General features: G+C 68.0%; 13 protein-coding genes and 1 tRNA gene. 7 read left to right on the forward strand and 7 right to left on the reverse strand.

All coding sequences use genetic code 11. The features are described from left to right. Positions 1-29: 29 nt before the first annotated feature. The 3 genes from BWI15_RS02165 to BWI15_RS02175 all read right to left on the reverse strand — a co-directional run bounded on the left by BWI15_RS02165 (position 30) and on the right by BWI15_RS02175 (position 3,264). A complete protein-coding gene (locus tag BWI15_RS02165; protein ID WP_077012557.1) occupies positions 30-1,451 on the reverse strand; it encodes a glycosyl hydrolase family 18 protein in 1,422 nt (473 codons plus the stop codon). 197 nt (positions 1,452-1,648) lie between these two features. After that, positions 1,649-2,380, reverse strand: a complete 732-nt coding sequence (locus tag BWI15_RS02170; protein WP_077012558.1) for a class I SAM-dependent methyltransferase — start codon at positions 2,378-2,380, stop codon at positions 1,649-1,651. A gap of 86 nt (positions 2,381-2,466) precedes the next feature. Further along, positions 2,467-3,264 carry an alpha/beta fold hydrolase gene (locus tag BWI15_RS02175; RefSeq protein ID WP_077012559.1) on the reverse strand — a complete coding sequence of 266 codons (798 nt, stop codon included), beginning with the start codon at positions 3,262-3,264 and terminating at the stop codon, positions 2,467-2,469. A gap of 147 nt (positions 3,265-3,411) precedes the next feature. On the opposite strand from BWI15_RS02175, the gene BWI15_RS02180 reads away from it, so the two are divergent. The 3 genes from BWI15_RS02180 (at position 3,412) to BWI15_RS02190 (ending at position 6,026) form a co-directional block, all read left to right on the forward strand. Then, on the forward strand, positions 3,412-4,710 hold the full coding sequence (locus tag BWI15_RS02180) for a hypothetical protein (protein ID WP_077012560.1): 1,299 nt from the start codon (positions 3,412-3,414) through the stop codon (positions 4,708-4,710). Between the two features lie 31 nt (positions 4,711-4,741). Continuing rightward, positions 4,742-5,911: an MFS transporter gene (locus BWI15_RS02185; RefSeq protein WP_077012561.1), complete on the forward strand. Its 1,170-nt coding sequence runs from the start codon at positions 4,742-4,744 to the stop codon at positions 5,909-5,911. Positions 5,912-5,953: 42 nt separating this feature from the next. After that, a tRNA-Thr gene (locus BWI15_RS02190) sits at positions 5,954-6,026 on the forward strand. A 13-nt stretch (positions 6,027-6,039) separates the two neighbouring features. Here BWI15_RS02190 and BWI15_RS39990 read toward each other — a convergent pair. The 3 genes from BWI15_RS39990 to BWI15_RS39200 are packed head-to-tail and all read right to left on the reverse strand — an operon-like array spanning position 6,040 to position 7,040. Then, positions 6,040-6,597 carry a hypothetical protein gene (locus BWI15_RS39990; RefSeq protein WP_143465369.1) on the reverse strand — a complete coding sequence of 186 codons (558 nt, stop codon included), beginning with the start codon at positions 6,595-6,597 and terminating at the stop codon, positions 6,040-6,042. A 45-nt stretch (positions 6,598-6,642) separates the two neighbouring features. Next, positions 6,643-6,861, reverse strand: coding sequence for a hypothetical protein (locus tag BWI15_RS02195; protein ID WP_077012562.1), 219 nt, complete (start codon positions 6,859-6,861; stop codon positions 6,643-6,645). Between the two features lie 20 nt (positions 6,862-6,881). Then, positions 6,882-7,040: a hypothetical protein gene (locus BWI15_RS39200; RefSeq protein WP_168197250.1), complete on the reverse strand. Its 159-nt coding sequence runs from the start codon at positions 7,038-7,040 to the stop codon at positions 6,882-6,884. Between the two features lie 623 nt (positions 7,041-7,663). Here BWI15_RS39200 and BWI15_RS02200 point away from each other — a divergent pair. After that, positions 7,664-8,317, forward strand: coding sequence for an alpha/beta hydrolase (locus tag BWI15_RS02200; RefSeq protein ID WP_077012563.1), 654 nt, complete (start codon positions 7,664-7,666; stop codon positions 8,315-8,317). 5 nt (positions 8,318-8,322) lie between these two features. Beyond that, on the forward strand, positions 8,323-9,240 hold the full coding sequence (locus BWI15_RS02205; protein ID WP_077012564.1) for an alpha/beta hydrolase: 918 nt from the start codon (positions 8,323-8,325) through the stop codon (positions 9,238-9,240). Positions 9,241-9,259: 19 nt separating this feature from the next. Here BWI15_RS02205 and BWI15_RS02210 read toward each other — a convergent pair whose 3' ends face one another. Beyond that, the gene (locus tag BWI15_RS02210; RefSeq protein ID WP_077012565.1) at positions 9,260-9,853 is read right to left on the reverse strand and encodes a CGNR zinc finger domain-containing protein; all 594 of its coding nucleotides are present in this window, start codon (positions 9,851-9,853) and stop codon (positions 9,260-9,262) included. Between the two features lie 96 nt (positions 9,854-9,949). Here BWI15_RS02210 and BWI15_RS02215 point away from each other — a divergent pair, with 96 nt between their 5' ends. Beyond that, on the forward strand, positions 9,950-10,654 hold the full coding sequence (locus tag BWI15_RS02215) for an SDR family oxidoreductase (RefSeq protein WP_077012566.1): 705 nt from the start codon (positions 9,950-9,952) through the stop codon (positions 10,652-10,654). A gap of 39 nt (positions 10,655-10,693) precedes the next feature. Then, positions 10,694-11,338, forward strand: coding sequence for a TetR/AcrR family transcriptional regulator (locus BWI15_RS02220; RefSeq protein ID WP_077012567.1), 645 nt, complete (start codon positions 10,694-10,696; stop codon positions 11,336-11,338). The last annotated feature ends 329 nt before the right edge of the window (positions 11,339-11,667 follow it).

An 11,667-nucleotide genomic window follows, 5' to 3' on the forward strand; every position in this document is an offset into this window, starting at 1 on the left:
AACAGGGGCGGGGCGTCAGCGGTTGGAGATCAGGCCGGGACGTTCCACAGCTGGTTCGACGTCCGGGCGCAGTCCCAGATCTGCAGCCGGGTGCCGTCGGCCGAGCTCGGGCCGGTGGCGTCGAGGCAGCGGCCGGAGGCCGGGTTGAGCAGCGTGCCGTTGGTCTGCGGCTGCCAGCCCTGGGCGCCGGTTCCGTTGCAGTCGTAGAGCTGGACCTGCGTGCCGTTCGCGGTGCCCGCGGCGGTGACGTCCAGGCACTTGCCGAGGGCCCGGACCGTGCCGTTGCCGACGGTCCAGGTCTGGGCGGCCGAGCCGTTGCAGGTCCACAGCTGGACCGGGGTGCCGTTCGCGCTGTTGCCGCCGGCAACGTCGACGCACTTGCCGCCGATGCCGGTGATCGGGCCGGTGCCGCCGGTCGGCGGCGGGGTGGTGCCGCCCGCGGCGTCGAAGATCGCGCTCACCAGCGAGGCGCTGCCGGTCGCGTCCTGGGACAGCTCCCAGTTCATGATGCCGCCGGCGTTGGCGACCGCCCACTGGGTCTTGCGCTTGATCGTCGGGACGCCGTTGTAGCAGTTCTGCGTGCCGTTGATGGTCACGCAGTCGATGTTGGCGTTGTTCGGGTTCATCGCCACGATGTCGCGGTAGGTGGTGTAGTTCGGGCGGCTGTAGAACGGCACGCCGAGCACGGTCTTGGCCTTCGGCAGACCGCGGTTCTTCCAGAAGTTGGCCGCGTTGATCGACCAGTCGTAGTTGGCGTGCGGGCTGCCGCCGTCGTAGGCCATGATGTTCAGCCAGTCGACGTAGCCGAAGACGGCCGGCTGGACGCCGTCCGCGGTCCCGCCCTCGGACACCACCGCGGCGGTGAGCAGCTTGCCACGGCTGTGCATCGCGGTGCTCAGCTGCTGCATCAGCGCGGTGAAGTTGTTGCCCTCCGCGGTCGTGTCCGGGTACTCCCAGTCGATGTCGACGCCGTCCAGGTTGTACTGGTTGACGACGTTGACCACGGAGTTCACGAAGGTGGTCCGGCTGCCCGAGTTCGCGGCCAGCACCTCGAAGGCCGTGTCGTCACCGTTGTTCCAGCCACCGATCGCCAGCGACACCCGGACGCCCGCGGCGTGGCCCTTGCTGACCAACTGGGTCAGCTTCGCGGTGTTCTCGATCGCCTGCAGCGTGCCGTTGGAGTTCGGCAGCGCGAACGCGTAGTTGATGTGCGTCAGCTTCGAGTACTGGACGGCGTTCACGTCGCCGGACCACGACGGCATGTAGCCGACACTCTTGAACCCGCTCGGCAGGGCGGCCGCGGCGCTGGTGCCGGCGGTGCTGGTCTCGGACTGCGTGGCGGCTCCGGCCGTCGGGGCGACGACGGCGCCGGCGGCGGCCGTGGCCACTGCCAGTCCGGTGACGGCCCAGCGGGTTCGAAGCTTGATCCAAGGTGAAGAAAAAGTCTTCATGGGGGCGGGTTCCTTTCGGACGGGTCCTGGGCGGCACCCCCGAGAGGTCAGCGAACCGACAGGACGGCCCGCACGGGCCGTCCTTCGGGTGACACCTTCCGGGGGCGGTCGAACGAAGGTGTATTTAAAGAAAAGATCTGACCGAAGTCGCGATCAGTGAATCGCGTTTCGCTCCGTGACGTCAAGAGTTCACCGCGTTAAGAATCTCCGGCAGGCGGCAGATTCATCCGGCGGCACCGCAGGTAGAGCAGGCCCGGAGCCTCCCGCCAGACCGGGCGGCCCCCGACCGGCTCGGCCAGGCGCTCGACTACCAGCCCGGCCGCGACCAGGGTGTTCACGTACGTCGAGAGCGTCCGGTGGTACGACACCCGCGGCAGGATCTCCCACCGGGTCACACTGTCGTACGGGCCCTCCTCGAAGTACCGGCCGGTGACCCGGCGCGCCTCGCCCGTGGTGTGGTCGACGAACTCGCCGTGCGCCGGCGGCTTGCTGCAGGGATGCACGATCGACGCGACGAACCAGCCACCCGGCTTCAGGATCCTGGCGACCGACCGCACCGCCGGCTCGAGTTCGGGGATGTCCATCAGCGCCATGTGGCAGACCGCCCCGTCGTACGACGCGTCCGCCAGCCCGTCGAGCCGCTGCGCGTCGCCGTGCAGGTACTCGATCCCGCGCGGGCTGTCCTGCTCGAGCCGCCGCGCGTGCACCAGCAGCGTCTCCGAGGCGTCGACCCCGACGACCTGCGCACCGAGATCGGCCAGCCGACGGGCGTCACGCCCCTGCCCGCAGGCGATCGAGGCGACCCGCTGCCCGCGGAGGTCACCGACCAACTCGTCGAAGGCCGGATCGTCGAGACCGCCGCCGTCGGCATCGACGGTGGCGTGATAGGCGTCGGCGAGGTCGTCGTACGGGCTCGTCAGCTCGGTCATACCGCGATTCAAGCCGATGACGCCAAAGCCCGCCGCGGTGATCAGGGCACCGGGCGGGCTTCGGGGATCGGGATCGGGATCGCGGGTCAGCGGGTCGCCTTCGCCGCCTTCTTGATCAGGTCGGCGACCTTGCCCGGCTCGGAGACCGCGACCGCGTGCGACGCGCCCTCGACCTCGACGACCGCCTTGGCGTGGGCCCGGTCGGCCATGAAGTGCTGGACCGCGGGCGGGATGTTCTTGTCCGCGGTCGGGATCAGGAACCACGACGGCGTACTCGTCCAGGCCGGGTCACCGGCGCCCTCGGACAGCGCCACGTCGCGGATCGGCCGCTGCGTCGCGGCCGCCAGCGCCGCCTCCCGCGGGGAGACGTCCGCCATGAACTGCGCGCGGAACTTGGCCGGCTGGATGCTGAGGTCGTTGCTGCCGTCACCGAGCGGGACGCTCTGCAGGGTGTCGCCGAGGGTGCTGCCCGGGAACTTGTTCGACAGGGCCAGCGCACTCTCGCCCTTGGCCGGCGCGAAGGCGGCGATGTAGACCAGCGCCTTGACGTTGCCGTTTCCGGTCGCGGCCTGGGTCATCACCTGCCCGCCGTAGGAGTGACCGACCAGCACGATCGGTCCCTGGACTCCCGCCAGCACGCTCTTCACGTACGCCGCGTCGCCGCTCAGGCTGCGCAGCGGGTTGGCCACCGCGACGACCGGGTAGCCGCTCTTCTCGAGCCGCTTGATCACGCCGTTCCAGCTGGCCGACTCGGCGAAGGCGCCGTGCACCAGCACGATCGTCGGCTTGCCGGTCTTGGCCACCGCTTGCGAACTCACCCCCGCCAGGCCCAGCAGGGCCAGGACGAGCACCCCGATCAGACCCATGGTCCGCTTGCTCCGCATGTTGTTGTCCCTTTCCGACTCGTGTGCCAGCAGAGTAGAACGCCAGGTCCCCCCGGTGATGTCACCTGGCTGACGAGTTCACGCCACCTGTAACCTTGGCCGACCGGTGGGGGCCGGGTCGGTTGGTCCGGGGTTGGGGAGAAACACATGGGTGGGGAGTTCAGGGCCCGGCGACGGGTGCTGTGGATCGCGGGCGCCGTCGTACTGGCGATCGTCGCGGCGGCTGCGACCTGGGCGGTCGCCGTACGCCGTCCGGACGAGCGCCCGGTGTCGTCCGGTTCGCCGGTGACCACACCGGCCGCGACTCCGTCGTCGGACGAGGGCGACCCGAAGATGCTCGCGCAGGTCGACGCCGTCCTGAAGGCGCGCGCGGCGGCGGTGCTGACCGGGAAGCTGCCGCAGTTCCTGGCGCACGTCGACACCAAGCTGCGGGCCCGGCAGCAGGTGCAGTACACCAATCTGCGCAAACTCGGCCTGCGCTCGCTGTCGTACCGGCGCGAGGCCCGCTGGGTGCCGGAGCCGCAGGCGCAGCACGGCAAAAAGGCCTACGCGTTCCGGATCATGATGCTGGTCCAGGTCGCCGGGATCGACCCGGCCCCGCGCTACGTCCCGGCCGGCCTGACCTTCGCCGAACGCGGCGGCCGCTGGCTGCTCGTGGACGACGACGACCTGGCCGCCGAGGCCGACCGCCGCAACACCCCCGAACCGTGGGACCTCGGTCCGTTCGAAGTCGTCCGCGGCAAGGGCATCGCGGTGATCGTCCCGCCGTCCGAACGCGCCAACGGCCGGCGGCTGGTCCGCGAGGCCGCGATCGCCGTGCCCGCCGTCCGGACCGCCACCCGGCGCTCCCAGGCCGGCATCCTGGTCATTGCTCTAAGCAACAAACGGTCCTTCGACCCCGAATGGGCGACCGGCGGCCATCCCGCGGCCGCCGTCGCGGCCCTCAACTACACGGTGCTCAATGCCGAGGCGAACCAGTTCAAGGTCACCGGGAGCCGCATCGTCATCCATCCAAGCGAACGTCGCGACACCGGCCGGTTCCTGCTGGCCCACGAATTCACCCACGCCGCGATGGCCCCGCTCGGCCGCGGCGCCCCGACCTGGCTGGTCGAAGGCTTCGCCGAGTACGTCGAGAAGAAGCTCACCGCCGACGAGGGCCACCGCCGGTGGCTGGCCGATCAGCGCCGCTCGCTGCGCCGCGAGGCTCTCCCGAAGCTCACGGTGCTGCCCATCGACGGCGTCTTCCACGGCGACTACGACGACCAGAGCTACGGCGTCAGTTGGCTGATCGTCGAGCACCTCGTCACGACGTACGGGCTGCCTCGCGTCAACGCCTTCTACACCGAGCTGGCCAAGTCTCCCGACGACTCCGATGTCCGGGACCGGGCCCTGGCCAAGCACTTCAAGCTCACCGAGACCGCGCTGGTTGCAGCGGTCAAACGCTGACCTCTGCGGTGAGCGCCCGGGAGGGGATCTGATGGTGGACACGCAGGCCGTCGGCCTCCGCAGCCGCTGGGCGCCGATCGCGGCGTACTCACTGGTCGGCGCCGCGACCCAACTCGTCTGGCTCAACTTCGCCGGCGTCACCACCGTCGCCGCCGGCCGGTACGACGTCAGCGAAACCGCGATCGGCTGGCTCGCCCAGGTCTTCCCGCTCCTGTACGTCGTACTGGCGATTCCGGCGGGCCTGCTCCTCGATCGCTGGTTCCGCGCTTCTTTGCTGACCGGCGCCTTCCTCACGGCGGCCGGCGCGTTGATCCGCCTCGGCGACACTTACCCCTGGCTCCTGGCCGGCCAGATCCTCGCCTCGATCGCGCAGCCCCTCGTCCTGAACGCCGTCACCGGTATCACCGGCCGCTACCTCACGGTGAAGCACCGCCCCACCGGCATCGCGACGGGCACCGCCAGCATCTTCGCCGGCATGATGATCGCGTTCGTGCTCTCCAGCATCTTTGCCTCGAGCAATCAAATCCCCACCGTGCTGATCATCTCGGCCGTCTTCTCCGTCGCAGCCGCCGTCGCCTTGCTCGCCGCGCTGCGCCGGTCCCCTGTCGCCGTTCCCGTGGCGTCCCGCCCCGACCGCAACGCCCTCCACCTGGCTTGGTCCGACCCGCTGATCCGCCGCCTCTGCGTCCTGGCCCTCTTCCCCTTCGGCGTCTTCGTGGCCCTCACGACCTTCACCCAGGCCCTCCTGGAACCCGCCGGTGTCCCCGCCGGCACCGCCAGCACCGTCCTCCTGGTCACCGTGATCGCCGGAGTCCTGGGCAGCGCCGCTATCCCGATCCTCGTGGCCCGCCGCCACGCTCAGTCAGCCCTCCTGGTCCTCAGCCTCACCGCCACCAGCCTGGCCTGCGCCGCCCTGGCCCTCACCCCCAGCACACTGACCGCCTTCATCGCCATCACCACCATCGGCCTCCTACTCCTCCCCGCCCTCCCCGTGGTCCTGGAACTGGTAGAACGCCGTACCGGCCAAGCCGAAAGCACGGCCGCCGGCCTCATCTGGCTGTCCGGAAACCTGGGCGGCCTCGTGGCAGCCACCGCGGTAGGCCTCCTCGTCGACCACCCCACCGCAGCCTTCACCTTCCTGGCCGCGATCGCCCTCATCGCCGTCCCAGGAGCCCGAGCCCTCCGCCACTCCACCACCTGACACCACCCCCACCCCCCGATCCACTACAATCAACCCGCACCCGCCGACGTGGCGCAATTGGCAGCGCACCGCTCTTGTAAAGCGGTGGTTAGGGGTTCGAGTCCCCTCGTCGGCTCTCTGACCAGGGCTTACGCCCTGGTGGCGATGCAGTACAGATCTTCAACTGACCAGAAGCTGACCGCGCCTCGTCGCGGATGCGTGCAGCCTCCGGATTGAGCACCTTTCGTCCGATGTACGCGTTCAGCGTCGTGGTCGTGTCCGCCTGACCCAACTGATTCGCATCTTCCGGGCCGACTGTCCAGAATCGTGGCAGTCGTCTTCCGGAACTTGTGCGAGGTCACCCAGGCGAGATCGTCGCCGAGCGACGGGAGACTTGCCAACTCGACCGCCTCGAGGAGGGCAGCGCGGTCGGCTCGGGGCACGCCGTACAGCTTCACGAGGGCGGCGACTTCGTCGGGCTGGACCTTCACTCGCCCGGTGTCCATCGAGCGTTGACCATTTCCAGCGCCCAGCTCGGCAGAATCAGGAGCCGCTCGCCAGCCGCGGTCTTCACCTTCGCGCCGAACCAGTCCCTGACCGCGGAGTCGCTGGATCTGATGACTGCAGTCGACCACACCGGTGTCCCGATCGATGCCACTCCAGATCACTGCGAGCGTCTCGCCAATCCGTTCCCCGGTAGCCAGCATGAACTTGCTGATGTCAATGAGGTCGGCCTTGACCGCCCCCTCGTCCTACCGGAGCAACTCGAACCACTGTTGTCGATCGTCGGCGTCCAGTGCCTTCGCCGGCGTCCGACGCCGCTTGCCCAGCGGCTCGATTTCCCGCACCGGATTCTGCGTCAAGGCGCCGTACCGCACCGCGAGAGCGAACGTTCCCGTCAAAATGCTCTTACAGGTCTTGGCGCTCGCGACACCAACCTCCTCCTTGATCTCGACAAGCACCTTGTTCACTCGCGGGATGGTCGCCTCAATCAACTGCAGTCTTCCCGTCCGGGAATCAGGTTCTTCATTGCCTGGTACTCATACGTCTCAAGGCTCCCCGGCGCCCGTCTGCCGTCCTTCACCTTCGCCTTCACCTCCGCCAGGTATAGGCCGATCGCGACGGCGACGCGGTCGGTCGCCTTCAACACCGCCGCCCCTTCCGTCTGCCCCGGTTCGTCAGGGTCTCGCGGAGCTTGTCCTTGGCCGCCGACCGCGACGTGCCCCACGCCGACACCCGCCTGGTCTCTCCGTCGAAGTCGCGGAACCGGACCTTCGCCTCGTACCGGATGGGTCGCCCTCTGGCGTCGCGACTCGCTACAGCGGTGGAGATTCTCCCCACGTTCCCAGCGAAAGAGGATTCCTCGGCACCAGCCCTCCAAGAGTCCACCATCGCCGCAACTTGCGACCTGACTCCTGCTCAACGGCTGAGGCCCTCCAGCGCGGCAAACCGCGAGGGGTCGATTGTCATCGCTCACCGAGAATCCGAGCACCTAGACGGCGCCCGCGCGACCGTCCTCACCACTGCCACCTCCGAGTCATCCGAAGGCAATCTGCCCTCACATCTCGTCCCCTAGCCCGTCCTGGGCCGCGGCGCCACGGCCCCGTCGTCCGCGAGATCACCCGCCAGCACGAACCGGACCCGGATCAGCGACCCGACCCATCACTGAGGAAAAGGCGCTGGTACCTATTGGGCATCACAGAGCGCGGAACAGGTCTTGGACGCGGTCTCCTCCGCTGCGGCACTGTCGTCAGCGAATGAAGGGAGCGCTGAATGAGTGCAACGGTCAGGCCTGGAATGGATCGAGACGCGGTGCTGTGGTCGGCATCCGACCACGCCCGCGGTGATCGGCCGGTGCTGGTGATGCTGCACGGCTGGAGCTACGACGAAACCCACCTGTTTCGGCTGCTCGTCCCGGAGCTACCGGACGAACTCGTGGTCGCGTCGATCCGGGCGCGCATCCCGGAGGCGGGCGGGTACGCGTGGTTTCCCAGCCGGGGCAACCCGATCGGCGATCCACGGCCCGACGTCGCGAACGGGGCAGCCGAGGACGTGCTGGACTGGACCCTCGGCATCGACGCGCCGTCGATCGGCCTGCTCGGCTTCTCCCAGGGCGGAGCGATGGTGCACCAGTTGATGCGGCTGGCTCCGGACCGATTCGCTTACGGCGTGAGCCTCGCGGGTTTCGTCGTCCGCGACGAGCAATCCGGCGACGCCGCACTGGCCGACTCTCGGCCGCCGGTGTACTGGGGCCGCGGCGAAAGCGACTGGGTCATTCCCGGTCCAGCCATCCAGCGCACCGCACGCTGGCTGGAAACCCACGCAACTGCGGACATCCGCGTCTATCGCGGCCTGGGCCACGATGTCGCCGGGCCGGAGATCGGCGACCTGACCGAGTTCGTCACCAAGCAGATCGGACAAGGGTGAGATTCGTGCGTCACGACATCGAATTCGACGCGGAAGGCGCTACGCTGCGCGGCTGGTTCTACGAGGCCGAAGGCGTGCCGGGTCCTGCGCCGTGCGTGGTGATGGCCCATGGCTGGACCTCGACGCGGCGAATGTATCTCGACCGCTTCGCCGAGGTGTTCGCTGCAGCCGGCCTGGCGGTGCTGGTCTTCGACAACCGCGGCTGGGGCGATTCCGGGACGGGGGCCGGGAAGCCGCGTCACGAGATCGACCCTTGGGAACAGATCCGGGACTACCAGCACGCGATCACCTGCGCGCAGAACCGCGCGGACGTGGACCCGGACAGAATCGGCGTGTGGGGCACAAGTTTCTCCGCAGCACACGCGTTCGTGGTCGCCGCCATCGACCGTCGGGTCAAGGCGGTGAGCGGACAGGCACCGTTCATCAGCGGCCGGGCAACCTATGCGAACCTTGCCAGGGTGAGCAACCTCGTGGTTGGCCCGGACCGGTTCACCGCTGACCGGCGGGCGAGGGCACTGGGCGAACCGGCCGCTACCGTGCCGGTCATAGGGACCGATCCTGGCGAACTGGTCGGGTTACCCACCCCGGACTCCTTCGAGTGGTTCACCACGGCGCGAGCCGAGTTCGATCCGACCTGGCCGAACGTAGTCACCTTGCGCAGCGTGGACAACTTTTACGGCTACGAGCCGGCACGGTATCTGCCGGACATCACCCCCACGCCGCTGCTGATGATCGTCGGCCGCGAAGACGGCTTGACCGGGGGCAACCTGGCTGCCTCGGCGTTCCAGACAGCCGCGGAGCCGAAGAAGCTCGTCTTCCTGCCGGGCGGGCATTTCGACGCCTACACCGGCGACGGATTCACGGTCGCTTCCCAGGCCTCCCGCGATTGGTTCGTCGAGCATCTTTCAACCGAGCACCTGTGATGTCCAGGGAAGTTACGCACTACTGCGCCGAGCGTTTCTTACGGCTGCGCGAGGCGCGGAGGTTGTTGATGTTTCCGCAGCTGTGCACGTCGTGCCACAGACCGCTGTGGTTTCGGGAGGTGTCGTAGAAGGCTGACCGGCAGCCCGGTTCGCGGCACAGTTTGAGCCGGGCCCAGGTCCCGGTCAACTGTGCGCGCAGGATCTCCGACCAGACGGCTGACGCCAGCCAACTGCTGCCCGTGCCCTCGGGTTCGATACCCACTCGTCCTTCCGCGTCCGCAACCAGGTTCGCCCGAGCGTGTACCTGGATGTCCACAGGTACACCTTCGGGACGCTGGTCTGCCGGTACGGCGAGCAAGCCGGCCACTGTCGATCGCAGTTCCAGCAGGTCCCGCAGGCCTGCTTCGTCCAGGACGAGGTCGGGCGCGGTCAGGCCGCGGACATCGGCCCATTGCCGGGCGGCGTTCTGCAGCCAGCGCTGCGCTGAGGGGTAGTCGAGCAGTAGTTCCTCGCCGTCGCGCTCGGTCGCGTGCGTGTTGACGAGTTCCTGCACCAGGGCCAGGCCGGCCGGCGCAGTACGTGCTCCGAATCTTTCGGTCGCTACCCATGACATAGGTAAACCCTACTTGACTCGGTCAACGACGATGGCTACTGTCCACGACATAGACAACCATCATTTAAACTATGTCACGCATCAAGGAGATCTGTGATGACCACTGTCAGTGGAGCGACCGTTGTGGTGACCGGCGGGCAACAAGGGCTCGGCAAGGAGATCGTGCGCGAGCTGCTCCAGGCAGGAGCCGCGAAGGTCTACGTCACCTCGCGAAACCCGGTGGCGCAGGACGACCCGAGGATCGTCCCGGTCAGCTTCGAGCTGGCGGATCCGAAGGCCGCGGCCGAACTCGCTCGTGTCGCCGGCGACGTCAACATCGTCGTGAACAACGCGGGGATCATGACATTCGGTCCCCTTCTGCAAGACGACCAGGACGAGGTCGATCGCGTCTTCGGGATCATCGCTTTCGGGCCGCTGCGCGTCGCGAAGGCCTTCGCGCCCGTGCTGGCAGCCAATGGCGGAGGCGCGCTGATCAACATCCACTCCCTCGTAGCGTGGATTGCCGGGTTCCCCGGGTCCGGAACCTATGGCGCCGCGAAAGCGGCACTGATCTCGTTCACCAACACCCTGCGCTCGGAGCTGTCCGCGCAGGGGACGCATGTGCTCGGCGTCCAGTTGGGGCTGACCGACACCGACCTTGTCAGGGGGTTGGACGGGCCGAAGAACGATCCGTCCACCGTGGCCGCCGACATCGTTGCAGCGTTGGAGAAGGGCGAGCTCGAGCTCCTTGCAGACGACCACAGTCGTCACTTCAAGGGCGCTCTTTCCGGTCCGGTCGAAGCACTCGACGTTTCCCGCTGACGACCCGCGCCCCCACACCACGATCACGAAGGACCTCCTTTGCCGTCCGACTCGAGTTCTGCGACACCTCGCGAGCGGCTGCTCGATGCGGCGGGGGAGCTCTTCTACCTTGAGGGCGTGCACGTCGGTGTGGATGCGGTGTGCAAAGCGGCCGGCGTGTCGAAGAAGTCGATGTATCAGTTGTTCCGGTCCAAGGACGCGCTGATCGCAGGGAGTCTGACCAGCGTAGGTGTGGAGTTCCTGGCAGCTTTGATGCCGGGAACCGGCAGGGACGGACGATCGCCGCGGGAGCGGATCCTGCACATCTTCGAGCGTCAGGACCAGATGTCGGAGTTGCAGGCCTTCCGGGGGTGCCCGTTCGTCAACACCGCGACCGAGCTGAAGCAACCCGGCCATCCAGGCAGTGTCGTCGCACGTGCTTTCAAACAGCAGATGACCGACTTCTTCCACACGGAGGCGATCGCTGCGGGGATCGCCGACCCGGCCATGCTCGCGGCTCAGCTGACCATGGTCTTCGACGGCGCCAGTGCCAGGGCCGTTGTCCGGGGGCAACCGCTCGGTGGGGTCGGCATCGCGATGGCGTCGGCGATACTCAGCACCTCCGGACTGACCGAGGCGTCGGCGCAGCAGAACCGGGAACGACGGCGCCGTTTGCGGAACCAGCGCCACGGGATGTTCAGGTAGCCGGCGAGCGCCTCCAGGCGGCGCGCTGCCGTCGGCTGCTCGATGATCGAGCGGCTTGAGGCTGCCTCGGCGATGTCGCGGTAGACCATCCGGCGCGAAGGTGGGACGTTCGATTCGACGTACCAGAGGCCGGGAGCGCGCAACCAGTTCGCGACGATGGCTTCGCCGCCGAGGACGAAGCCTTCGACCTGGCCGTGGTCGGGATCGGTGGTGACGTCGACGGTGATCTGGAACGCCGCCATCAAGGCGACGGCGGGCAGAAGGACGATTCGCTCGTACCGCGGCGAGTTCTTTACCTCGTGCTCAGGGATGCAGAACGCTCGTCGATG

The organism is Kribbella sp. ALI-6-A (assembly GCF_001984195.1).
Taxonomy (GTDB): Bacteria; Actinomycetota; Actinomycetes; order Propionibacteriales; family Kribbellaceae; genus Kribbella.